Origin of the sequence: Rhizobium sp. JAB6, assembly GCF_003024605.1 — a bacterium.
Taxonomy (GTDB): Bacteria; Pseudomonadota; Alphaproteobacteria; order Rhizobiales; family Rhizobiaceae; genus Rhizobium.
Window position 1 is genome coordinate 287,971 of sequence record NZ_PYJQ01000005.1, and the last position, 23,176, is coordinate 311,146.

Annotated in this window: 17 protein-coding genes; 9 read left to right on the top strand and 8 right to left on the bottom strand. The window is 60.6% G+C overall.

Features of this window, described 5'->3' with window-relative positions; all coding sequences use genetic code 11:
• Positions 1–30: 30 nt before the first annotated feature.
• Complete coding sequence (locus C7U61_RS07240) at positions 31–1,200, top strand: alpha-D-ribose 1-methylphosphonate 5-triphosphate diphosphatase (RefSeq protein WP_106997467.1); 1,170 nt, start codon at positions 31–33, stop codon at positions 1,198–1,200.
• 272 nt (positions 1,201–1,472) lie between these two features.
• Here the strand turns inward: C7U61_RS07240 and purN are convergent, their stop codons facing one another.
• Both purN and purM read right to left on the bottom strand, forming a co-directional pair.
• A complete protein-coding gene (gene purN, locus C7U61_RS07245; RefSeq protein WP_106997468.1) occupies positions 1,473–2,144 on the bottom strand; it encodes a phosphoribosylglycinamide formyltransferase in 672 nt (223 codons plus the stop codon).
• On the bottom strand, positions 2,141–3,214 hold the full coding sequence (purM, locus tag C7U61_RS07250; RefSeq protein ID WP_106997469.1) for a phosphoribosylformylglycinamidine cyclo-ligase: 1,074 nt from the start codon (positions 3,212–3,214) through the stop codon (positions 2,141–2,143). The genes purN and purM overlap by 4 nt, the downstream gene beginning before the upstream one ends.
• A gap of 222 nt (positions 3,215–3,436) precedes the next feature.
• Here purM and C7U61_RS07255 point away from each other — a divergent pair, with 222 nt between their 5' ends.
• From C7U61_RS07255 to ppx, 4 genes are all read left to right on the top strand, one after another.
• Positions 3,437–4,567: an AI-2E family transporter gene (locus tag C7U61_RS07255; RefSeq protein ID WP_106997470.1), complete on the top strand. Its 1,131-nt coding sequence runs from the start codon at positions 3,437–3,439 to the stop codon at positions 4,565–4,567.
• A 2-nt stretch (positions 4,568–4,569) separates the two neighbouring features.
• Positions 4,570–5,283, top strand: a complete 714-nt coding sequence (gene hdaA / locus C7U61_RS07260) for a DnaA regulatory inactivator HdaA (protein WP_106997471.1) — start codon at positions 4,570–4,572, stop codon at positions 5,281–5,283.
• Positions 5,284–5,358: 75 nt separating this feature from the next.
• Entirely contained in the window at positions 5,359–7,560 is a 2,202-nt protein-coding gene (locus C7U61_RS07265; protein WP_106997472.1) for an RNA degradosome polyphosphate kinase, read from the top strand.
• An 11-nt stretch (positions 7,561–7,571) separates the two neighbouring features.
• Positions 7,572–9,095 (top strand): exopolyphosphatase, encoded by a 1,524-nt coding sequence (gene ppx, locus C7U61_RS07270; RefSeq protein ID WP_106997473.1) that lies wholly within the window; start codon positions 7,572–7,574, stop codon positions 9,093–9,095.
• Between the two features lie 48 nt (positions 9,096–9,143).
• Here ppx and C7U61_RS07275 read toward each other — a convergent pair whose 3' ends face one another.
• The 4 genes from C7U61_RS07275 to C7U61_RS07290 all read right to left on the bottom strand — a co-directional run bounded on the left by C7U61_RS07275 (position 9,144) and on the right by C7U61_RS07290 (position 14,614).
• A complete protein-coding gene (locus C7U61_RS07275) occupies positions 9,144–10,502 on the bottom strand; it encodes an esterase-like activity of phytase family protein (RefSeq protein WP_106997704.1) in 1,359 nt (452 codons plus the stop codon).
• 162 nt (positions 10,503–10,664) lie between these two features.
• Entirely contained in the window at positions 10,665–11,717 is a 1,053-nt protein-coding gene (locus C7U61_RS07280; protein WP_106997474.1) for an adenylate/guanylate cyclase domain-containing protein, read from the bottom strand.
• 189 nt (positions 11,718–11,906) lie between these two features.
• Entirely contained in the window at positions 11,907–13,052 is a 1,146-nt protein-coding gene (gene rnd, locus C7U61_RS07285; protein WP_106997475.1) for a ribonuclease D, read from the bottom strand.
• Positions 13,053–13,222: 170 nt separating this feature from the next.
• Positions 13,223–14,614: a multicopper oxidase family protein gene (locus tag C7U61_RS07290; RefSeq protein WP_106997476.1), complete on the bottom strand. Its 1,392-nt coding sequence runs from the start codon at positions 14,612–14,614 to the stop codon at positions 13,223–13,225.
• 188 nt (positions 14,615–14,802) lie between these two features.
• Between C7U61_RS07290 and C7U61_RS07295 the strand changes: the two genes are divergently transcribed.
• Together C7U61_RS07295 and aspS are read left to right on the top strand one after the other, a co-directional pair.
• Positions 14,803–15,159 carry a DUF559 domain-containing protein gene (locus tag C7U61_RS07295; protein ID WP_106997477.1) on the top strand — a complete coding sequence of 119 codons (357 nt, stop codon included), beginning with the start codon at positions 14,803–14,805 and terminating at the stop codon, positions 15,157–15,159.
• 407 nt (positions 15,160–15,566) lie between these two features.
• Complete coding sequence (gene aspS, locus C7U61_RS07300) at positions 15,567–17,357, top strand: aspartate--tRNA ligase (RefSeq protein WP_106997478.1); 1,791 nt, start codon at positions 15,567–15,569, stop codon at positions 17,355–17,357.
• 75 nt (positions 17,358–17,432) lie between these two features.
• On the opposite strand, the gene C7U61_RS07305 is transcribed toward aspS, so the two are convergent.
• The gene (locus tag C7U61_RS07305) at positions 17,433–18,602 is read right to left on the bottom strand and encodes a serine hydrolase domain-containing protein (protein ID WP_106997479.1); all 1,170 of its coding nucleotides are present in this window, start codon (positions 18,600–18,602) and stop codon (positions 17,433–17,435) included.
• A 66-nt stretch (positions 18,603–18,668) separates the two neighbouring features.
• On the opposite strand from C7U61_RS07305, the gene C7U61_RS07310 reads away from it, so the two are divergent.
• Positions 18,669–19,331 (top strand): TetR/AcrR family transcriptional regulator, encoded by a 663-nt coding sequence (locus C7U61_RS07310; protein WP_181315815.1) that lies wholly within the window; start codon positions 18,669–18,671, stop codon positions 19,329–19,331.
• Positions 19,332–19,392: 61 nt separating this feature from the next.
• Here C7U61_RS07310 and C7U61_RS07315 read toward each other — a convergent pair whose 3' ends face one another.
• Positions 19,393–20,580, bottom strand: coding sequence for a hypothetical protein (locus C7U61_RS07315; protein ID WP_106997480.1), 1,188 nt, complete (start codon positions 20,578–20,580; stop codon positions 19,393–19,395).
• A gap of 234 nt (positions 20,581–20,814) precedes the next feature.
• On the opposite strand from C7U61_RS07315, the gene parC reads away from it, so the two are divergent.
• The gene (gene parC, locus C7U61_RS07320; RefSeq protein ID WP_106997481.1) at positions 20,815–23,073 is read left to right on the top strand and encodes a DNA topoisomerase IV subunit A; all 2,259 of its coding nucleotides are present in this window, start codon (positions 20,815–20,817) and stop codon (positions 23,071–23,073) included.
• The last annotated feature ends 103 nt before the right edge of the window (positions 23,074–23,176 follow it).

A 23,176-nucleotide genomic window follows, 5' to 3' on the forward strand; every position in this document is an offset into this window, starting at 1 on the left:
GTTTATGGACGCTGTTTCAGGAGAAAGCCGATGTGGCTCAGCAATTTCACGCTCGTTCTTCCTCATGAAGTCGTCGAGAAGGGCGCAGTGCGCATTGAGGACGGGATGATTGCTGAAATCCGCTCGGAGCCGGTGGGCCAGCCGACGTTCGATGGCGGTGGCCGCCTGCTGATGCCGGGCTTCGTCGATCTGCATTGCGACATGGTAGAGCGCGAGATCGCGCCACGGCCGAATGCGATGATGCCGATCGATTTCGGCATTCATGAGCTGGACAAGAAGCTTGCGGCGGCCGGCGTCACCACGGCCTTTGCGGCGCTCTCCTTTGCAACCGAAAGCGTCTACGGCCATGTCCGTTCGCTCGAAACCACCTCGGCGGTGATCCGTGGCATTGGCAGCCTGCGCGATGACCTGCTGATAGACCACCGTGTCCATGCACGTTACGAGATCACCAATCTCGGCGCGGCGCCGGCTCTGGAGCGGCTGCTGGAGGAAGGCGTCGTCGATATGATTTCGCTCACCGACCATACGCCGGGGCAGGGGCAATATAATGACATCGAAAGCTACATCCGCAGCATGTCCGAGCGCCGCTCCATGTCGCACGAGGCGGCCGAGGAGGTTGTGGCAAAGCGCATCGCGCAACGCGAGGACCCTGCGATCGAACGCAAGCTGCATGAGGTGGTCGAGCTTGCGCTGAAGCACAAGCTGTCGCTCGCCTCGCATGATGACGACAGCCCGGAGAAGGTGGCAGCAATGCACGATCTCGGCGTGACGATCAGCGAGTTTCCGGTGACGGGGCCAGCAGCGGAGGAAGCCTGCCGCCGCGGTCTCTGGACCTTGATGGGCGCGCCGAACGCGCTGCGCGGCCAGTCCATGTCCGGCAATCTCAGTGCCCTGGATGCGGCGCGCTCCGGTCTGCTCGGCATCATCGCCGCCGATTATCACCCGGCGGCCTTCGTTCCGGCGATCTTCAAGATCGCCGATGTTGTTACTGGCGGTCTGCCGGCGGCCGTTGCGATGGCAACCTCGAATGCCGCCCGTTCGGCCGGTCTGACGGATCGCGGTGAGATCGCTATCGGCCAGCTTGCCGATCTGGTCGCGGTCGAGCCCGGCTCGGTTCACCGCATCCGCGCCACCTTCCGCGGCGGCCGCATCGTCTATAGCGACGGCACGCTGCACCCACTGATGGCGATTGCGGCTTGAGGAAGGGCGATTAGAGGTGTTCCGCACCCCCTCATCCGCCCTTTGGGCACCTTCTCCCCGAGGGGAGAAGGGGTTTTTGCCAGCCGCAGCAGCTCGGCAAAAGTATCTCGCTGAGAGGGTGATGTTTCCACCTTCCAATGAAGTTACGCAACGCCGGACGGGATAGCTTCGTTATTGAAACGGCAGCATCCGAAGCGCTCCCTCCTTCTCCCCTGGGGGAGAAGGTGCCCGAAGGGCGGATGAGGGGGCGGGTTGCCGCCGGAATTCCCTATTTAACCTGCATCACCAAGCAGCGACAAAATCTGCCGACCATCGACAGCACGCGCCTTGCAGAGGCTCACGGCCTTGCCGCCTTCCATCCTGACCTTGCCTTCCGCCAGCAGCCGCAGCGATTGCGGATAGAGCTGGTGCTCGACCGTCAGCACGCGGGCGGCAAGACTATCGGCGCTATCGTCGGTCAAGACGGGCACGGCAGCCTGGCCGACGATCGGGCCTTCGTCCATGCCTTCGGTGACGAAATGCACGGTACAGCCGGCGATGCGCATGCCGGCATCGATGGCGCGCTGATGCGTGTGCAGGCCGGGGAAAAGCGGCAGCAACGAAGGATGGATATTGATGATCCGGCCCTCATAGGCCTGGATGAAGCGGCCGGAGAGCAGCCGCATGTAGCCGGCAAGGCAGATGATGTCGGGGGAGAGGGCTTCGAGCTGCGCAAGGATTGCCTCTTCATGGGCTTCCTTGCTGGCAAATTCCTTGCGCACGAAAGCGAAGGTCGCGATGCCCTCGGCGGCAGCCTTTGCAAGACCGCCCGCATCAGCCTTGTCGGAGATGACGCCGACGATCTCGGCCGGGTAGTCCGCTGCCTTCGTGGCTTTCAAAAGAGCCAGCATGTTGGAGCCGCCGCCAGAGATGAAGACGACGACGCGTTTGCGCGGCGTGGTCATAGAGCGAGCGTGCCCTTGTAGACGGTGCCGGGAGCGCCTTCTTCGCGGGCGACCATGCGGCCGAGCGCGATAACCGCTTCACCTTGGGCCTCGAGTGCCGCCTTCACGGCATCGACATTTTCTTGAGCGACGACCACGATCATGCCGATGCCGCAGTTGAAGGTGCGCAGCATTTCCTTGGCCTCGACGCCACCCGTTTTGGCAAGCCACGAGAAGACCGGCGGGACCTTGACCGCGGCCAGATCGATCTCGGCGGCGAGATGCTTCGGCAGTACGCGCGGAATATTCTCCGGAAAGCCGCCGCCGGTGATGTGGGCGAGAGCCTTCAGGGCATGAGTTTCGCGGATCGCCTTGAGCAGCGGCTTTACATAGATGCGCGTCGGCGTCAGTAGCGCTTCGCCCAGCGCCTTGCCATCGGCGAAGGGGGCCGGCGCATCCCAGCCAAGCCCTGAAAGCTCGACGATCTTGCGCACCAGCGAGAAGCCGTTGGAGTGCACGCCGGATGAGGCGAGGCCGAGAATGATATCGCCTTCGGCAATGTCGCCTGACGGCAGCAACTGGCCGCGCTCGGCGGCGCCGACGGCAAAGCCCGCCAGATCGTAATCGCCATGAGAGTACATGCCCGGCATTTCCGCCGTCTCGCCCCCGATCAGCGCGCAGCCCGCCTCGCGGCAGCCGGCCGCGATGCCGCCGACGATCGTCGCACCTTGGTCGGGGTCGAGCTTGCCGGTGGCGAAGTAATCGAGGAAGAACAGAGGTTCGGCGCCCTGGACCACCAGATCGTTCACGCACATGGCAACGAGGTCGATGCCGACGGTGTCGTGATAGTTGGCGTCGATCGCGATCTTCAGCTTGGTGCCGACGCCATCATTGGCGGCGACCAGCACCGGATCGGCGAAGCCGGCGGCTTTGAGGTCGAACAGGCCGCCGAAGCCGCCGATCTCGCCATCCGCACCCGGCCGGCGCGTCGAGCGGACGGCGGGCTTGATCTTTTCGACCAGCAGGTTGCCGGCGTCAATATCGACACCCGCGTCGCTATAGGTCAGACCGTTTTTTCCAGACTGGCTCATGCTTCCGCCTCCGATGGCCGCCCGTCCATTATGACAGGGCTTTGATCGGGTCGCCATTGCATGATAGGGGCCTTTATGCAAGGCGCAAGTGCCGCAAACCCTTCGATTTTCCCCGCTTCCCATTGCCCAAGGGAGATTTCCAGACGCAGGCTTGACCATAATTGCGGCATCATCCTATGTCCTAAGCACACGGAAAACGGGCGCGAAGTAACGGGGAAGACGATGGAGCAGAAGGTCAGCGGAGCGAGCCTCAAGCGTCAAGTCACCTTCTGGGTGATCGTGCTCGTCGTCTTCGTCGCCTTTGTCTATATTTTCAGCACGATCCTGCTGCCATTCATAGCCGGCATGGCGGTCGCTTATTTCCTCGATCCGATAGCCGACCGGCTGGAGCGGATCGGCCTCAGCCGTCTGATGGCGACAGTGGTGATCCTCGTCTCCTTCGTACTGGTCTTCGCGCTGGCGCTGACCATCTTCATTCCGATCATCGTCAACCAGTTCAACGATTTTATCCAGCACATTCCGACCTATGTGCAGCAGATCCAGCAGCTGATCGCCAAGGCGCAGACGATGGTGCTGCCGGATTGGATCCGCAACCAGCTCGGCGCGATCAAGGACAATTTCTCCAGCATCATGTCCGAAGGTTTGGGCTTCGTCGGCGGTCTGTTCGCGCAGCTATGGAGCTCGGGCAAGGCGCTGGTCAACATCATCTCGCTGATGGTCGTCACACCCGTCGTCGCCTTCTATATGCTGCTCGATTGGGATCGAATGGTCGCCAAGGTAGACGACTGGATCCCGCGCGATCATGTTGCCACCGTCCGCCAGATCGCTCGCGAGATCGATCAGGCGATCGCGGGTTTCATCCGGGGGCAGGGCTCTCTCTGCATTATTCTCGGAGTCTATTACGGCGTCGGTCTCTCGCTGGTCGGCCTGAACTTCGGCCTGCTGATCGGCCTTTTTGCCGGCATGATCAGCTTCATTCCCTATGTGGGCTCGATGGTCGGTCTCGTTCTGGCCGTCGGCGTCGCGCTCGTTCAGTTCTGGCCGGATTATCTCTGGGTCGGCCTGACGCTCGTCGTCTTCTTCACAGGCCAGTTCCTCGAAGGCAATGTGCTGCAGCCTAAGCTCGTCGGCGAAAGCGTCGGCCTCCATCCGGTCTGGCTGATGTTCGCCCTTTTTGCCTTTGGCGCGCTCTTCGGCTTTGTTGGGCTGCTGATTGCGGTCCCGGCGGCCGCCGCCTGCGGCGTTCTTGTCCGCTTCGCCCTTTCGCGCTACCTTCAGAGCGATCTCTATTACGGACGCTCGGAAGCGGGCAAGGCGCGCAGAGCCAAGGCCCGCAAGCCCGAGAATAGCTAGACATGACCGACGCAAAGAACGCTGATCTAAGGCGCAAGGCCGCCGAGCAGCTGCCCTTGGCCTTTACGCATGATCCCGCAACCGGGCGTGACGATCTGCTCGTCGCCGATCCCCTCCACGCGGCGGTGAAGATCGTCGATTCCTGGCCGAATTGGCCGTCGCCTGTCGTCATCCTGGCGGGGCCGGTCGGCTCGGGCAAATCGCATCTTGCCAGCATATGGGCCGAGCGGTGCGGCGCCGTTCACATTCATCCTGTCGGCGGCTCCGATGCCGCAGTCGCAGCGGCAAACGGCCCCGTTATCTTCGAAGACGTGGATCGCCTCGGTTTTGACGACACCGAGCTCTTTCACGTCATCAACAGCGTTCGCGAAAACGGCACCAGTCTGCTGATGACGAGCCGCCTCTGGCCGATGTCATGGCCGGTGACGCTGCCTGACCTGCGTTCCCGCCTGAAGGCTGCGACGGTGGTCGAGATCGGCGAGCCGGACGAGGAGTTGCTGTCGCAGGTGATTGTCAAGCTCTTCGCCGACCGCCAGCTTTATATCGATGACAAACTCGTCCTCTATATCGTCAATCGCATGGAGCGTTCGCTGAATGCGGCGCAGCTGATCGTCGACAGGCTCGACCGGCTGGCATTGGCGCGAGGAACAAGGATCACGCGCCTGTTGGCCGCCGAGGTCTTGAACGAGCTGGGTGGCTCCGGTCAGCCGGATTGAGTTGGCATCGACTGTCACAGTTCCGTCGTCAAACTGATATACGTGGCACAGGATTGGAAAGAGGGTAGGTGGAACATGGACTCGGCACTCACGGAACATCAGGACGCCAACCAGGAAAATCCAGAGGCCGCACCTGCGGTCAGCGAATTGCTGAGCAGCCCCGAGCGCTTCATCAACCGCGAATTCTCCTGGCTGCAGTTCAACCGTCGCGTCCTTGAGGAGACGCTGAACACGGCCCATCCACTGCTGGAGCGCGTTCGCTTTCTCTCCATCTCCGCCGCCAACCTCGATGAATTCTTCATGGTGCGCGTCGCCGGCCTCGAAGGCCAGGTGCGCCAGAAGATCCTGGTGCGCACGCCGGACGGCAAGACGCCCGCCGAGCAGCTCGACGATATCCTGCGCGAGATCGACAATCTTCAGATGGAGCAGCAGGCCTCGCTCGCCGTCCTGCAGCAATATCTCGCCAAGGAAGATATTCTGATCGTCCGTCCGGCTGCCCTTTCCGATGCCGATCGCCAATGGCTCCATAACGAGTTCGAACAGGCGATCTTTCCGGTTCTGACGCCGCTCTCTATCGACCCGGCCCATCCGTTTCCGTTCATTCCGAACCTCGGCTTCTCGATCGCGCTGCAGCTGAAGAGCATGAATGGCCGCGAGCCGATGACGGCGCTGCTGCGCCTGCCGCCGGCGCTCGACCGCTTCGTTCGCCTGCCGGATGCCAGCAACGTCATCCGCTACATCACGCTGGAAGACGTAGTGAACATCTTCATCCACCGGCTCTACCCAGGCTACGAGGTGCAGGGTTCGGGTACGTTCCGCATCATCCGCGACAGCGATATCGAAGTCGAGGAAGAGGCCGAAGATCTGGTGCGCTTCTTCGAAACCGCGCTGAAGCGTCGCCGCCGCGGTTCGGTGATCCGTATCGAAACCGACTCCGAAATGCCGCTCGAGCTTCGCCAGTTCGTGGTGGAATCGCTGAACGTACCGGGAAACCGCATCGCGGTTCTGCCCGGCCTGCTCGCGCTTAACACGCTGTCGGAAATCTGCAAGGCGCCGCGCGACGATCTGCGTTTCGAACCCTATAATGCCCGATTTCCTGAGCGTGTGCGTGAGCATGCCGGCGATTGCTTCGCCGCGATCCGCGAAAAGGACATGGTCGTCCACCACCCCTACGAATCCTTCGACGTGGTGGTCCAATTCCTTCTCCAGGCTGCTCGGGATCCTGATGTTCTGGCGATAAAGCAGACGCTTTACCGCACGTCGAACGACAGCCCGATCGTCCGCGCGCTGATCGATGCCGCCGACATGGGCAAGTCCGTGACCGCGCTAGTGGAGCTCAAGGCCCGCTTCGACGAAGAGGCGAACATCCGCTGGGCGCGCGACCTGGAGCGCGCCGGCGTTCAGGTCGTCTTCGGCTTCATCGAACTCAAGACACACGCGAAGATGTCGATGGTCGTACGCCGCGAGGACGGCAAGCTGCGCACCTACTGCCATCTCGGCACCGGCAATTACCATCCGGTCACCGCCAAGATCTATACCGATCTTTCCTACTTCACCTGCGATCCGACCATCGCCCACGACATGGCGAATATCTTCAACTTCATCACCGGTTACGGTGAGCCGGAACAGGGCATGAAGATCGCGGTTTCCCCGTATACGCTGCGTTCGCGCATCCTCCAGCATATTGAGGGCGAGATCGAGCACGCCAAGAACGGCCGTCCGGCTGCGATCTGGATGAAGATGAATTCGCTCGTCGATCCCGACATCATCGACGCGCTCTATCGTGCCAGCAATGCCGGGGTCGAGATTGACCTCGTGGTGCGCGGCATCTGCTGCCTGCGTCCGCAGATCCCCGGCCTTTCGGAGAGGATTCGCGTCAAGTCGATCGTCGGCCGCTTCCTCGAGCATAGCCGCATCTTCTGCTTCGGCGATGGCCATGGCCTCCCGTCGGACAAGGCACTGGTCTATATCGGCTCGGCCGACATGATGCCGAGAAACCTCGATCGCCGCGTCGAAACTCTGGTACCGCTCACCAATAAGACCGTGCACGAACAGGTGCTTTCGCAGATCATGCTGGGCAATATCATTGACAATCAGCAAAGCTACGAGATATTGCCGGACGGGACTTCACGGCGCATGGAAGTGCGTCAGGGAAAAGAGCCATTCAATGCGCAGCAGTATTTCATGACCAATCCCAGCCTGTCCGGCCGTGGTGAAGCCTTGAAATCCAGCGCACCGAAACTCATCGCTGGGCTGCTGTCGGGCCGCAACAAATAAATTGGACCTGCATGGTTGAATCAGAAGCCCAGGGGCGTCTTCCGGGCATCGCCCCTGTCTCCGTTGTCGATATCGGGTCGAATTCGGTCCGTCTCGTCGTCTATGAAGGCCATTCGCGGTCTCCGACCATCCTCTTCAACGAAAAAGTGCTATGCGGCCTGGGCAAAGGCATAGCACTGACGGGAAAGATGGACGAGGAAAGCGTCGCACGGGCGCTTGCCGCGTTGCATCGCTTCAAGGCGCTCTCCGATCAGGCGCGTGCCGCTACCATCTACGTTCTGGCAACGGCTGCCGCGCGCGAAGCCAGCAATGGTCCGCATTTCATCCATCAGGCCGAAGCCATTCTTCAGCGCAAGGTGCGGGTGCTTTCGGGCGAAGAAGAGGCACGTTTCTCTGCACTCGGCATCATCAGCGGTTTTTTCCACCCCGACGGCATCGCCGGCGACCTTGGTGGCGGCTCGCTGGAGCTGATCGACATCAAGGATCGGGAGATCGGCAAAGGCATCACGCTGCCGCTCGGCGGCCTTCGTCTCTCCGAATATGCCGGCGGCTCGATCGAGAAGGCGCGCAGCTTCGCCCGCAAGCACGTCAAGACGGCAAAGCTCTTGAGCAAGGGCGAGGGCCGCACCTTCTATGCGGTCGGCGGCACGTGGCGAAACATCGCCAAGCTGCACATGGAAATCCGCAAATATCCGCTGCATATGATGCAGGGCTATGAAGTGCCGCTGGACGAGATGCTGCGCTTCCTGGATCAGATCGTCGAATCGAAGGATTCGAAGGATCCGGCGTTGCAGGCGGTGTCCAAGCATCGCCGTTCGCTGCTCCCCTTCGGCGCAGTCGCAATGCGGGAAGTGCTGACGGCCATGAAGCCGTCCGTCATCTCCTTCTCCGCTCAAGGCGTGCGTGAGGGTTATCTTTATTCGCTGCTGACGGAGGCGGAACGCAACAGCGATCCGCTGCTCGTGGCGGCCGGCGAACTTGCCATCCTGCGCGCCCGCTCGCCGGAACATGCCCGCGAGCTTGCTGATTGGACCGGGCGGATGATGCCCTTCTTCGGTATCGCCGAGACCGAAGAAGAGAGCCGCTATCGCCAGGCAGCCTGCCTGCTTGCCGATATCAGCTGGCGTGCCCATCCCGACTATCGCGGTCTTCAGGCGCTGAATATCATCGCGCACACGTCCTTTGTCGGTATCACCCATGCCGGCCGCGCCTTCATCGCGCTTGCAAACTACTACCGCTTCGAGGGCTTGAACGACGACGGAGCGACCGAGCCGCTGGCGACGATCGCAACTCCGCTCTACACAGAGCGCGCCAAGCTGCTCGGCGGCTTGCTACGCGTCGTCTATCTGTTTTCGGCGTCGATGCCGGGCATCGTCCGCAACCTGTCGTTCCGCCGTTCGACCAATCCGGATCTGGATTTGGAATTCGTCGTCCCCGCCGAATATCATGATTTTGCGGGCGAAAGGCTGGACGGGCGCCTGCAACAGCTCGGCAAGCTGACGAACCGCCGGCTGGCCTTCCGCTTCGAGAATTAGGTATGAAACCTCTCCCCGCATGACAGGGAGAGGCGGTGTTTTCGCGACTTACTTCGCGTTCAGGAAATCGCCCACTTCGAGCAGGCTGAACTCGTTATCGTCGGCCTTGTCAACGGCGCGGCCGGCGGAGAAGGGCAGGTTGTTGTCGTTGCCGATGATGACGTGCGAGGCATCGACGCGATCGACGTTCTCAATGGTGACGAAGGGCATGTCGTAGAAGCCTTCGCCGCCGCCCTGGCGACGCTTATGGTCCGGATCTTCGATGCGCATCAGGTCGATGTAGCCGATCTGGCGAACGGACTTGCCGACATTGGCGTCGCTGAACTCGATCTTGTAGACACGCTTCAGCTCGGCTGGAGCCTCGAAGCAATCCGGCTTCGGCTGCTTCGGATCGGCGCAAGCCTTGTCCTTCGTGCCGGCGCCATTGTCGCGTTCGATCACCAGCGCCGTCGTTGCGTCGAGCATGTTGAAATCGCCGATCGACACACCCTTATCAGCGAAGGGATAGAGCCAGCTGCGGCCGGTCCAGCTCTTCGAGGCGACGTCGAATTCGATGATCCGGATGGCCGTCTTGCCGTCGACGCTCTCCATCTGGCCGTCTTCCTTGTAGATCGGGCCTTCCAGGAGCCCGTAGAGCTTGGAGCCGTCCTTCGACATGGCGAGGCCCTCGAAGCCGCCGGAGCGCTTGAGGTTGAAGGCCGGCATCTTCTGCGTGGGGGTGCCCGGCAGCTGGATCAGCGGATTGTCGGGCGACATGACCGGCTTGCCGTCGAGCGTCGTTGCGAAAACGTCCGTCAGCTGGCCGTTCGTGTCGAATTTCAGCAGGTAAGGGCCGAACTCGTCGCCGATCCAGAAGCCATCGGAGACCGGCTGGATCGATTCGATGTCGAAATCGGCGCCTGTCAGGTAGCGCTTGTCGGCGCCTTCCATGACGATCGGGAAGGGGGCTTTCTTGTTCGGGTCGGACAGGAACAGGTTCTTGACGACCTCAACCTTGCCGCTGTCCCAGTCGAACTTCAGCTGATGCAGGAAAAGCATCGCATCCGACGAGTTCTGCTTGGAGCCGAAGCCGTTGTCGGAGAGCGTCCAGAAGGTGCCGTCAGGCATGGACTTGATGCCGGAAAAGCCCTGGATCGGCTGGCCGGCGAACGGCAGTTTCAGGTCGGTGACGCGGGCGCCATCCTTGCCCGGCACGGTGCCGAGAGCGTCGGTGCGCTTGCGATCTGGCGTGGTGAACTTGCCCGAGGTCTTCAGGAAATCGGGGGCATCGGCAGGAGGGGCGGTAATGGTGTTGGCCGGCAGGATCGCCTGCCCGACGAGCTTTGCCTTGAACTGCTGCTCGTCTGCCTGCGCCGAGGCGGCAAGCAGAATGAAGAGCGCCGCGGAGGCGGAAAGGATTCGGGTCATCATGTCACCTCGTGGTGGGGTTGGTGAAAACAACCCCGCTTAGCAGGCGACCTGTGTCCGCGAGTTAACGCTTAGGTGAAGATTTGGTGACTGTGGACAACCTATAGGATATGAAGCTCAGACGTGCATCCGTATCGAAACGCAGCCACTAATTCGTATTATTTACAATCCGCCGCGAGCGGTCTTCAGCGCTTGCCGGTCTTGTGTATGAAGGGCGATGACGCCAAGGTGCTGATCGCGGCCGCGAACGGCATGTTCGCCGAGCTCTTCCTTGATGATCTCTTCCGGAAGCTCCATCCGTCTGGCAAGGTCGCTGGAAATCAGCACTTGGCGCTCCAGCGTTTTGCAAAGTGACTCCAGCCTTGCCGTCGTATTCACGGTGTCGCCGAAATAGGCGATCTTGTGATGGTCGACGCCGATTTCCGCCGTCACGACGCTGCCGCCATGCAGAGCGGCTCGCAATCGCGGCACCCTGCCGTAGGACTTCAGCCATGTCTCGGCATTCTTTTCGATATCGTCGAGGATGTTGAAGACGCAGCGCACGCAATTGTCATTCTTGACGCCCCGTTGAAGCGGCCAGGTGATGATGGCCGCATCGCCGATATAATCGTCGATCGCCCCCTTGTGCCGCCGCACCGGCTCGGCCATGGCACTGAACACCGCGCCTAGGAATTCTTGCGTTTTCAAGTCGCCATGTTCCTCGGCAAAGGCGGTGGAGCCGACGAGATCGATGAAAAGGAAGACACGCTCCTCCTGCACCGGATTGCGGTAACGGCCGGTCAACAGACTGGAGAAGACGTCGCGACCGAGCAATTCCCGTACGCGGCCGATGAAAATGACGATGGCGGTTACGACGACGGCGTAGAGGTAGACGTCTATCGTCAGCAGCGTGAGATCTTTCCAGGAGCCATTAACCAGCCCCAGCAGCTTCATGAGACTGCCAGCCATGGCGTAGCCGGCGCTCATCAGCAGGAAATCGACCAGCAGGGCCGAAAGGATGAAGGCCGGCGTCGGCAGCCGATGCATCCAGTCGTTCAGCCGCGGCAGGATCATGCGGCGTTCGAACACCAGCAGCGGCATGCCGCAGAACAGCGCGAAGACGGCGCCGATATAGGCCGGCGCCTGTGGAAAGAACAGCTTGCCGTAGATGACGCCCGTCGAAGCGACGAACAGCGATGTCAGGATCCAGTTGCGCATCGAATGGAAAATGCCCATTCACTTTTCCGCCAAGAAGCGGCGCCGTCATCGACGCGGGATTGCGCCGGCAAACTGGAACGCCATCGAAGATAACGAGTCATCAGACGTTCATTCCACGAGATTTGCGGCGCAATCGTGATCGCGACCGGCATCTCGATGCGCCAATCATACGCAATCGCCAGGAGCCGGAAAAGGAGAATGTCGCGGTTAGAGAGCGACAGTCTCGATCCGCTTACCGACGAAGCGCAGAGCCACTTGCCCCTGGATCAGCTGTAAGGCCGTCTCGCCGAAAAGGTCGCGCCGCCAGCCGCTCAGAGCCGCGACGTCGGCCTTTTCTCCTTCGGCGGCGATCTTGTCGAGATCGTCGCTGTTGGCGATCACTTTCGGCGCGACACCATGCTTTTCCGCAATCAGCTTCAGCAGCACCTTCAGCAGTTCGGACGCAGCGGCAGTGCCTTCCGGCGCCTGATGATGGCGTGGCGGATGCGGCATTTCGGATTTCGGCAGTGCCAGCGCCGCATTGATCGCTTCGAGCACCGCCGTACCGCCGGCCGAGCGCTCCCACCCCTTGGGGATCGTTCGCAGGCGCGCCAGCGCCTCGGTGTCCTTCGGCTGCTGTTGCGCGATCTCATAGATCGCATCGTCCTTCAGCACGCGTGCTCGTGGCACATTGCGTGCGCGGGCCTCGCGTTCGCGCCAGGCGGCCACAAATTTAAGAACGGCCAGTTCCTGCGGTTTGCGCAGCCGCATCTTCAGCCTCTGCCAGGCATCGTCGGGGTGCAGGTCGTAGGTCTCGCGTGCCTCGAGGATCGCCATCTCCTCCTGCAGCCAGGAGGCGCGTCCTTCGCGCTGTAATTGCTCCTTCAGCGAGAGATAGACGTCACGAAGATGGGTGACGTCGGCGAGCGCATAGTCCAGCTGCTTTTCCGAGAGTGGACGCCGGCTCCAGTCGGTAAATCGCGAGGATTTATCGATATGGACGTTCTTGATACGGCTGACGAGCTGGTCGTAGGACACGGAATCGCCGAAGCCGCAAACCATTGCCGCGACCTGCGTATCGAAGATCGGATGCGGAATGAGGTTGCCGCGATGGAAGATGATTTCGATATCCTGCCGGGCAGCATGAAATACCTTCAAAACAGACGGATTGGCCATCAGTTCGAAGAAGGGCGCCAGATCCAGCCCCTTGGCCAGCGGATCCACCAGCACCTCGGTCGTAGAGCTTGCCATCTGTATCAAACACAGCTCCGGCCAGAAGGTCGTTTCTCGCAGGAATTCCGTATCGATGGTAATGAATTCCGACTTGGCCAGCTCTTGGCAGGCCGCCTCCAATTGGGCGGTAGTTTCGATCATATCAACACATTCAATGGTAAAATACTTTCTTAACTTCCTTCTCCTTTCAGCCGGATATGTCAATACTTTCGCGGACAAAGCCTTCGCCGCATTTCGCTTTTCGCTGAAATTGCCGGCAGCAGGGACGGCTTTGACCAAGGCCACGGGTAATTGAAGCGGCCCGCGACCGGCTATGCCACCCGCACGTAACTCGTCATGCCCGTCTTCTGATGCTCGATGATATGGCAATGCAGAAGCCAGTCGCCGGTATTGTCGGCGACGAAGGCGAGCTGCACCTTTTCATCCGGCTGGATCAGATAGGTATCGGAGACGAAGGGCTGCACCTGCCTGGTCGAGGAGGAGAGAACCGTAAAGCTCATCCCGTGCAGGTGGATCGGGTGGCTGTGCGGGGTGACGTTTTCCAAGTCGAGGACATAGCTCTTGCCCAGTTTCAGTTCGGCGAGCGGCGCCGAGGGATCGGGGGTATCGCCCGGCCACGGCACCTTGTTGATCGCCCAGAAGCTGTAGCCGAGGGAGCCGCAAATGCTGTTGCCGGCGGTGTTTTCCGCCGTCGAGCTCAGGATCAGCGGAATATGGGTGGCGGAGCCGATATCTGCCTTCTGCACGGGATTGTCTTCGAGTGGCGCCAAGTCACGCACGTCGCGCTTCAATGATGCGCCTACGGCGCGCAGTGTCGCCAGCACCTTCGGATTGGTGCCCTTGATATCCTCGAGCTTGACGACTGCGCCTTCGCTGTCCGGCATCCGCACGGCGAGCTCCAGCCGTTGCCCCGGCCCGAGCTGGAGGAGATCGAGCGGAAAGCGCTGCGGCACGGGGTTGCCGTCAATCGCGATCACGGTCGCCTCGGCGCCGTCCATGCGGAAGGAATAGATGCGCGTGACGTCGGTGATGGCAATGCGCAGCCGCACCAGCCCGCCGGACGGCGCATCATATCGCGGCTCCTGCTGCCAGTTAGCGGTCCGCACCGTACCGTAGGTGCCGGACTTGGCCGCGTCGCGCGGCTTGAATTGCACGATGAACTGCCCGTCTCCCCCCAGGCGCCAGTCGCGCAGATTGAGCACGACTTCCGAATCGAAGGCCGGATCCCTGGGGTTTTCGACCACAACGACGCCGGTCATGCCGTGGCCCATCTGCTCCAGCGTATTGCAATGCGGATGATACCAGAAGGTGCCGGCATCGGGAGGCGTGAAGGCGTAATCGAAATGATCGCCGGTATAGACATAGGGCTGGGTGAGGAACGGCACGCCATCCATCGCGTTCGGAAGCCGGATGCCGTGCCAGTGGATTGTCGTCGGATCGTCTATGCCGTTGATCAGCCGCGCCGCGAAGGGTTCACCTTTCTTCATGCGTACGACCGGCGGCATGCCGGCATCGCCATAGGTCAATACGTTCTTGGTCTTGCCGCCATCAGTAAGGCTGGCCTCGATCTTCGCCGTCTTCAGTATGAGCGGCTCGGCTGCCGCCGCTTTGGCCGTAAACTTCCCCGCGATGCCGAGGCCGACACCATAGGCACCGGCAACGGCCGAAGCTTTCAGGAGATTGCGGCGGGTAAGGATCGGCATGTCGGGCTCCCGGGGGCGAAGAGATATGGATGTCTGTTTAAAGTTGACCCGGGCATTCAGCAATAGCGCCGTTGCAGCCAAACTGCCGCAGCGGCGACTTACGGATGCTATTATGGGTAGCGCATAACTCTCGTTTGAGTGGATATTGGTTAAATTGCACGCTTTATAGACGGTAACTAGGAGAACTCATGCGCCGCGACGTGCCGGATCGATTGCGCCAATTCGCCAAGGCAATGCGCAGTGATGCCACCAAGGCTGAAAACATGCTTTGGCAGGCTTTGCGTCGAAGTCAGCTTGGGGGCTTCAAGTTCAAGCGGCAGGTTCCCATCGACGGATACATCCTCGATTTCGTATGCTTCGAAGCGCGGTTGATCGTTGAGGTGGATGGCGTGCAACATGCCGAAAGCACCAAGGATCTTGCGAGAGACGCCCATTTCTCGAAGCAGGGCTTTCGTACTGTGCGGGTCTGGAACCACGAAGTGACGACAAATCTTGGGGGAGTCTGCCTGACGATTCTGGCAGAGCTGAAAAATAGCGGGGAATGAGCGAGAGGGTGAAGTTGGCGCGGCTCTATCTCGCCCCTGGCGGGCGAGAAAGCAATTTCACTGGTTTAGGAATTGCGAACTGGGGGCTGCGTCGTATTCCAAAGCGCAGCGCAATTTCTAAGCCATTGAAATTGCAAGAGCGGGGGACTGGTTCTTGCTCGTACAATTCACAGATTGGGTGCGTCCTTACTTACCCCCTCTCTTGCAAAAACTAAGACTTAGAAGAGGGACGAGCCCTCATCTAAGCCTAAGTTTTTGCTTTCTCGCCCGCCGGGGGCGAGATAAGCCATGTGTTCGAGCCTTGACAAATCGGGCGCGCCATGCGCTTTTCCGCCCGATTTTCTCGTCGGCGGGCGAGGGGTCTGCGTGTCCTTTCGCCGCCGCCCGCCAAGTCCAGGATATACATTATGCATCGCTATCGCAGCCACACATGCGCCGCCCTGCGCAAGTCCGACGTCGGTTCGACCGTTCGCATTGCCGGCTGGGTTCATCGCGTCCGAGATCATGGCGGCGTGCTGTTCATCGACCTGCGCGATCACTACGGCATCACCCAGGTCGTTGCCGACCCCGATTCTCCGGCCTTCAAGCTCGCCGAAACCGTTCGCGGCGAGTGGGTGATCCGCATCGACGGCCTGGTCAAGGCCCGTACGGAAGACACCGTCAACAAGAACATGCCGACCGGCGAGATCGAGCTTTATGCTCAGGAGATCGAAGTGCTCTCCGCCGCCAAGGAGTTGCCGCTGCCCGTTTTCGGCGAGCCGGATTATCCGGAAGACGTTCGCCTGAAGTATCGCTTCCTCGATCTGCGCCGCGAAACGCTGCACAAGAACATCGTCAAGCGCACGCAGATCATCTCCTCCATGCGTCGCCACATGGGTGAAGTGGGCTTCACCGAATACACGACCCCGATCTTGACGGCCTCATCTCCGGAAGGCGCACGCGACTTCCTCGTGCCGAGCCGTATCCATCCCGGCACGTTCTATGCGCTGCCGCAGGCGCCCCAGCAGTACAAGCAGCTGCTGATGGTTGCCGGCTTCGACCGCTACTTCCAGATCGCACCCTGCTTCCGCGATGAAGACCCGCGCGCCGATCGTCTGCCGGGCGAATTCTACCAGCTCGACCTCGAAATGAGCTTCGTCACCCAGGAAGATGTCTGGAACACGATGGGTCCGCTGATAAGCCGGGTGTTCGAGGAGTTTGCAGACGGCAAGCCGGTCACCAAGGAATGGCCGCGCATCCCTTACGACGTCGCCATCCGTAAGTACGGCTCCGACAAGCCGGACCTGCGCAACCCGATCGTCATGGAAGCCGTCACCGAGCATTTTGCGGGCTCCGGCTTCAAAGTCTTCGCCAACATGATCGCCTCCAACCCGAAGGTCGAAGTCTGGGCAATCCCGGCCAAGACGGGCGGCTCGCGCGCTTTCTGCGATCGCATGAACGCCTGGGCACAGAGCCAGGGCCAGCCGGGCCTCGGCTACATCTTCTGGCGCAAGGAAGGCGAAAAGCTCGAAGGCGCCGGCCCGCTTGCCAAGAACATTGGTGAAGAGCGCACGGATGCGATCCGCACCCAGCTCGGTCTTGATGATGGCGACGCCTGCTTCTTCGTCGCCGGAGACCCCTCGAAATTCTACAAGTTTGCCGGTGAGGCGCGCACCAGGGCTGGCGAGGAGCTGAACCTGGTCGACCGCGACCGCTTCGAGCTCTGCTGGATCGTCGACTTCCCGTTTTTCGAATGGAGCGAGGAAGAAAAGAAGATCGACTTCGCCCATAATCCGTTCTCCATGCCGCAGGGCGGCCTTGAAGCGCTGCAGACCCAGGATCCCCTCACGATCAAGGCGTTCCAGTACGACGCAGTCTGCAACGGCTTCGAAATCGCTTCGGGCTCGATCCGTAACCAGTCGCCGGAAACCATGGTCGCCGCCTTCGAAAAGGTCGGCCTCAGCCAGACCGACGTCGAAGAGCGCTTCGGCGGTCTCTACCGCGCCTTCCAGTATGGCGCGCCTCCACACGGTGGTGCTGCCTTCGGTATCGACCGTATTGTCATGCTGCTGGTCGGTGCCAAGAACCTGCGCGAGATCTCGCTGTTCCCGATGAACCAGCAGGCGCAGGACCTGCTGATGGGCGCTCCTTCGGCCGCAACGCCGACGCAACTGCGCGAACTGGCGATCCGCCCGGTGCCGCCAGTCAAGAAGGACTGAGGTTCTTTAGCCTTGCAGAAATGCGAAAACCCGGCGACCGAAATCGCCGGGTTTTTGTTGGAGTGCAAATGACCATTAGATCGCAGCATAAACCGCTTTGGCGAGGTCGATCGTGAATTGCCCCCACATGCCCTCGAGAGTCGTATTGGTCAGCGCGACCACCGTCAGGCCCTTTTGGGCATCGACGAACCAGCTGTGTCCATAGACGCCGCCCCATTTGATCGTGCCAGCTGAGAAGGGGACCTGCGCGACCACGGGATCGAGGACGACGGACCAGCCGTAGCCGAAACCGAAACCGGCCTGCTGCGCCTGCATATGTCCGCCGGCCTGATCGGTCTTCATGGTCTTCACCGTATCGGCCGACAGCAGCGGTGCTCCACCCTTTCTGATCGTGTCCAGTATGGCAAGGATGTCGCTTGCCGTTCCCGCCATACCGGCGCCGCCGGAGTGGTAGGAAGCGGGGTCGAATATCCTGTCGGGTGTAAAGCGGATCGTGCCGTCGAAGATCGGAACGAGCGCCTCGTCGCCCATCCGCTTCGGTTCCGGTGAGCCATTTACATAGGCTGCCGCCAGGCGGCTGCGGTCGTGCACGGAGAAGGCCGTATCGGAAAGGCCGAGCGGCTTCATGACAAGATCGGCAACGGCTTCGCCAAGCCGGCCGCCGGTTTCCTTTTCGATGATGCCGCCAAGCACATCCATTGCCAGGGAATACTGCCAGCCTTCGCCGGGCGCAAAGAGAAGGGGCGCGCTGGCGATACGCTTGAGGTTGTCTGCCAGCGAACGACCCGGGGTGTCCAGCCCGTCGGATACACCAGCGCGATGATAGGGGCCGTCCTGCGCCTCCGCGAAAGTGTAACCCAGCCCGGACGTATGCGTCAGAAGGTGCCGGATACGGATAATGGCCTCGCCGCCATCGGGCAAACGCGGCCGGAAATCCGGCAGCCATTTGGTGATCGGATCATCGAGCCCGATGCGGCCCTGTTCGACAAGCCGCATGGCGGTAATGGTGACGATCGGTTTGGTGATTGAGGCAAGGCGGAAGATGGCATCTTCCCGCATTGCCACTTTGTTTTCGCGATCCGCCAGACCAGCGGCGCGGCTGTAGACCAGCTCTCCATCCTGAGCGATCAGAACGACGGTCCCGACCAGCCTTTTGTCCGCCAGGGCGGAGTTGATTGCAGCATCGACACCTTCAGCAAGGCTGCCGTCGCTGAGGCGTGCGGAATTTTCCAGGGGAAGACTCATGGGGCAAAACCTTATATAATCACAATGACCATTCCTGAATAAATCAAAACGGGAAATAATTCTAGAGTGACCATTGTGAAAAATATTGAAGTGAAGGACAATTCTTCACGGCGCAAGCGTGGGCGCCCGCCCGCCTTCGATCGTGAAACGGTTCTTGCCGCCGCGCGGGATACTTTCTGGCAGCACGGCTATGACGGTTCCTCCATTGCCGATCTGACGGCGGCCATGGGCATCACGCCACAAAGTCTCTATGCAGCCTTCGGTTCGAAGGCCGAGCTCTATCGCGAGACGCTCGATCAATATCGGCGCATGCCGCGGCCGGAGCCCGGCAATCCCTTTCAGGACAAGCTGGATACGGTGACTGCCTTCGAGCGTTTTCTGACGAACTCCGCAAAAATCTTCACGGCGCCGGAGCATCCAAAGGGATGCATGATATCCACGGCGGTGCTGAATTGTGCGGAGGAGAATGAGCCGATCGCCCATCATGTTGCATCCATGCGCCTGCAGACGCTGGATATCTTCACCGCCCGCATTGAGCGTGGTATCGCCGAGGGGGACATGCGGCCGGATACAAGCGCACGTCCCCTGGCGCGTTTCCTGGGGGCGATCGTGCAGGGCATGTCCGTTCAGGCCCGCGATGGAGCGACGACGGAGGAATTGCTTGCCCTGATGTCCCATGCGCTTAACGAGCTCAGGAGATATCAGCGTCCGAAAGCGTCCGAGCTTTGAGGCAAAGAAAAACCCAGCGACCGAGATCGCCGGGTTTCTGAATAAGGTCGAGAGCGACCGTTTAGTCGTTCGAGGAAACCTTGAGGCCGATGACCTGCGGGATCGTCGTCGGCGCGCCCATGGCGGCACCGATGATCATCGGCACCGGCACCGGCTTGCCGGGAGCGGCGGTGACCGTCAGGCTCTTTGGATTGTCGAGATAAGCGCTTACTGCTGCCGAAACGGCATTTTGCAGTTCCGGAATGTTGAGCTGCGCCATCATGATCGGCGTCATGGCCTTCAACGTGTCGGCGAGCTGCTTGCCCGTGACGCCCTGCTGCTTGCCAGCGAAATCGAGCGCGCGTGCCGTGATCGACGCGTCGTCGAAGCGGATCTGGGCACTGTTGAAGGTGAGCTGCTGCAGCAGGCCGAGCATGGCGAGACCGGCCGACTGCTGTGCTTCCTGCTTATTCGGATTGGAGCGAACCGTCTTCATCGCATCCTGCAGCGATTTAGCGAAAGCGGGCGTGTAGCCCGAGATGCTGAAGGCGAGGTTCAGCTTGCCGATGTCCCTGAAGTCCAAGGAGTATTCGGCGATGTTGATGGTGCCGGGTCCCATGTCCCAGCTTCCCTTCATGGAAATCGTGCCGTCGATCTGCTGCAGCTTCAGCGCCTCGATGGCTTCCTTGGTCTTGGCATCGTCGACCTTGCTGAGATCCGCCTTGATGCCGTTGATCTTGGCATCGAAATCCAGCCCCGACTTGTCGTCGCGCTTCTTCAGGTTGGCGTCGGCGCCCTCGATCGAGAACACCTCGACATCGTCCTTGGTGACGGAGACGGCGCCGGCATGGGCGCTCTTGTAGTAGAGCAGCGAGCTCAGGTCGCCCTTGCTCGTGTCGGCCGGGATCTCGACGCCGCTCAGCTTGAGGTCGGTAGCGGAAACAGTGGCGCCGTCCTTTTCGAAGTCGACATCCGCGAAATCGATTTCCTCGATCGTGTAGCCACCGTTGTTTTCCTCGACGCCGTCCATGGTTATGTCGCCGAGCGGAATGCTGTCTTCCACGCCGGCTGGCTTGAAGCTCGCGCCCTTCAGTGTCACCGTGCTGCCGTCGACATCGATGCCCGTAGCGGCAATCGAACCGCCCTGCTGGCCGTAGACGTCGTTGATCTTCTTCAGCAGATCATTGCCGTCGAGCGCAAAGGCCGAGCTGGCGAAAGACAGGATAGCGGCACTGCAAAGCATAAGCCGCGTAGTCCGGTAGAAAGTCATTATGGCGTTTCCTCTTCAAGCCGATGGTCGTTTGGGCGGGGGAGTACAGATTGAGCGTGTGCTGCGCTGACTTATATTGATTTTTCTTTGAAAATCCAATGACAATGAATGTTGAAGGCATGTGCAGCAAAAATGCATCGGTCGCCGTCCCGCAAGGGGACTGGAAGGCCTTCATCCACAGGTGCTTTCCACCGATTTCTTGCCCGGAATCGCCATCTCTTATAGTCAAGAACCATGGGAAAAAATCTGACACCGCCGCCCGGTGACGGCGACGACAATATCCTTCCGGTCGATCTGAAGGCCGCGCTCGAAGAGCGTTACCTGGCCTATGCCTTGTCGACGATTACGCAACGCGCGCTCCCCGATGTTCGCGACGGGCTGAAGCCGGTGCATCGCCGGATCGTCTATGCGATGAGCGAGATGGGGTTGCGCCCGAACGCCGCCTTCCGCAAATGCGCGAAGATCGTCGGCGAGGTGATGGGTAACTATCACCCGCATGGCGATCAGTCGATCTATGATGCGCTGGCGCGCCTCGCGCAGGATTTCTCGCAGCGCTATACTTTGGTGAACGGCCAGGGCAATTTCGGCAATATCGACGGCGACAGCCCCGCCGCGATGCGTTACACCGAATCCAAGATGACGGCGGTTTCCGAACTGCTGCTCGAAGGCATCGATCAGGACGCGGTCGATTTTCGCGATACCTATGACGAGTCGAATTCCGAGCCGGTCGTCCTGCCCGGCGCTTTCCCGAACCTGCTCGCCAACGGCTCCTCGGGTATTGCCGTCGGCATGGCGACGTCGATCCCGCCCCATAACGTCCACGAGATCTGCGACGCCGCCCTGCATCTGATCAGGGATCGCGATGCGACGGTCGAGAAGCTGGTGGAACTGTATATTCCAGGTCCGGACTTTCCGACCGGCGGCATCATCATCGATGATCGTCAGAGCATCATCGAAAGCTATAAAACCGGCCGTGGCGGCTTCCGCGTCCGGTCCAAATGGGAGATCGAGGATCTTGGCCGTGGCGGCTATCAGATCGTCGTTACGGAAATTCCGTTCCAGGTGCAGAAGTCGCGGCTGATCGAAAAGATCGCCGAACTGCTGCTGGCGCGCAAGCTGCCGCTGCTCGAAGATGTGCGCGATGAATCCGCCGAGGATATCCGCGTCGTTCTCGTGCCGAAGAGCCGCACGGTCGACGCGACGATCCTTATGGAATCGATGTTCAAGCTGACCGAGCTGGAAAGTCGCTTTCCACTCAACATGAACGTCCTGTCCATGGGCCGCATCCCCAAGGTCATGGCATTGAACGAAGTGCTGAGGGAATGGCTGGACCATCGCCGCGAAGTCCTGCTGCGCCGTTCGCGTTTCCGGCTCGCCGCCATCGAAAAGCGCCTCGAAATTCTCGGCGGTCTGCTGGTCGCCTATCTCAACATCGATGAGGTTATCGCCATCATCCGTGAGGAGGACGAGCCGAAGCCCGTCATGATGGAGCGGTTCGGTCTCACGGACAATCAGGTCGAGGCGATCCTCAACATGCGGCTGCGCTCCCTGCGCAAGCTGGAAGAATTCGAGATCCGCAAGGAATTCGACGGCCTGACCAAGGAGAAGGCCGATATCGAGGCATTGCTCGCCTCGGAAGAAAAGCAGTGGCAGACGGTGTCGTGGGAAATCGGCGAGGTGAAGAAGAAATTCGCCAAGGCGACCGAGATCGGCCGCCGCCGCACCCAGTTTGCCGAAGCGCCGGAAGCCGACGATGCCGCCATCCAGCAGGCGATGATCGAGAAAGAGCCGATCACCGTCGTCGTTTCGGAAAAGGGGTGGATCCGTGCCCTCAAGGGCCACATCTCCGATACGTCTTCGCTGACCTTCAAGGAAGGCGATGGCCTCAAGGTTGCCTTCCCGGCGCAGACGACCGACAAGATCCTCATCATTACGACGGGCGGCAAGGCCTATACGCTGGGTGGCGACAAGCTGCCTGGCGGCCGCGGCCATGGCGAGCCGCTGCGCATCATGATCGACATGGAGAACGATCAGGATGTGCTGACCGCCTTCGTCCATGATCCGCAACGCAAGCAGATAATCGCATCGACCGCGGGCAATGGCTTCATCGTTGCCGAGGCGGAACTGGGCGCCAATACCCGCAAGGGCAAGCAGATCATGAATGTCTCCTATCCTGACGAAACGAAGCTTCTGGTTCCGGTTTCGGGCGATCATGTCGCCGTGGTCGGCGAGAACCGCAAGATGGTGATCTTCCCGCTGTCGCAGGTGCCGGAAATGTCGCGCGGCAAGGGCGTGCGCCTGCAGCGCTACAAGGATGGCGGGATCGCCGATATCAGGTGTTTTGCGATCGCCGATGGTCTGACCTGGGAAGACAGCGCCGGCCGCACCTTCACCAAGACCAAAGACGAATTGGTGGAATGGCTGGGCGACCGCGCCGGTGCCGGCAGAGCGGTGCCGAAGGGTTTCCCGAGAAGCGGCCGGTTTTCAGGGTGAGGATCGGTTGAGCTAAGCTCGAACAATCGGCCGGCTGGGCCGATTGCAGCGACGAACGCCCTGAGCCCCAGCGAAGGCCGGCGTGTTGCGGCTGATGGGATAG

What these genes read in the sequence shown, in the direction of transcription:
- C7U61_RS07240 (WP_106997467.1), top strand. Translation starts at nt 31, where the DNA reads ATGTGGCTCAGCAATTTCACGCTCGTTCTTCCTCATGAAGTCGTCGAG.
- purN (WP_106997468.1), bottom strand. Translation starts at nt 2,144, where the DNA reads ATGACCACGCCGCGCAAACGCGTCGTCGTCTTCATCTCTGGCGGCGGC.
- purM (WP_106997469.1), bottom strand. Translation starts at nt 3,214, where the DNA reads ATGAGCCAGTCTGGAAAAAACGGTCTGACCTATAGCGACGCGGGTGTC.
- C7U61_RS07255 (WP_106997470.1), top strand. Translation starts at nt 3,437, where the DNA reads ATGGAGCAGAAGGTCAGCGGAGCGAGCCTCAAGCGTCAAGTCACCTTC.
- hdaA (WP_106997471.1), top strand. Translation starts at nt 4,570, where the DNA reads ATGACCGACGCAAAGAACGCTGATCTAAGGCGCAAGGCCGCCGAGCAG.
- C7U61_RS07265 (WP_106997472.1), top strand. Translation starts at nt 5,359, where the DNA reads ATGGACTCGGCACTCACGGAACATCAGGACGCCAACCAGGAAAATCCA.
- ppx (WP_106997473.1), top strand. Translation starts at nt 7,572, where the DNA reads ATGGTTGAATCAGAAGCCCAGGGGCGTCTTCCGGGCATCGCCCCTGTC.
- C7U61_RS07275 (WP_106997704.1), bottom strand. Translation starts at nt 10,502, where the DNA reads ATGACCCGAATCCTTTCCGCCTCCGCGGCGCTCTTCATTCTGCTTGCC.
- C7U61_RS07280 (WP_106997474.1), bottom strand. Translation starts at nt 11,717, where the DNA reads ATGGGCATTTTCCATTCGATGCGCAACTGGATCCTGACATCGCTGTTC.
- rnd (WP_106997475.1), bottom strand. Translation starts at nt 13,052, where the DNA reads ATGATCGAAACTACCGCCCAATTGGAGGCGGCCTGCCAAGAGCTGGCC.
- C7U61_RS07290 (WP_106997476.1), bottom strand. Translation starts at nt 14,614, where the DNA reads ATGCCGATCCTTACCCGCCGCAATCTCCTGAAAGCTTCGGCCGTTGCC.
- C7U61_RS07295 (WP_106997477.1), top strand. Translation starts at nt 14,803, where the DNA reads ATGCGCCGCGACGTGCCGGATCGATTGCGCCAATTCGCCAAGGCAATG.
- aspS (WP_106997478.1), top strand. Translation starts at nt 15,567, where the DNA reads ATGCATCGCTATCGCAGCCACACATGCGCCGCCCTGCGCAAGTCCGAC.
- C7U61_RS07305 (WP_106997479.1), bottom strand. Translation starts at nt 18,602, where the DNA reads ATGAGTCTTCCCCTGGAAAATTCCGCACGCCTCAGCGACGGCAGCCTT.
- C7U61_RS07315 (WP_106997480.1), bottom strand. Translation starts at nt 20,580, where the DNA reads ATGACTTTCTACCGGACTACGCGGCTTATGCTTTGCAGTGCCGCTATC.
- parC (WP_106997481.1), top strand. Translation starts at nt 20,815, where the DNA reads ATGGGAAAAAATCTGACACCGCCGCCCGGTGACGGCGACGACAATATC.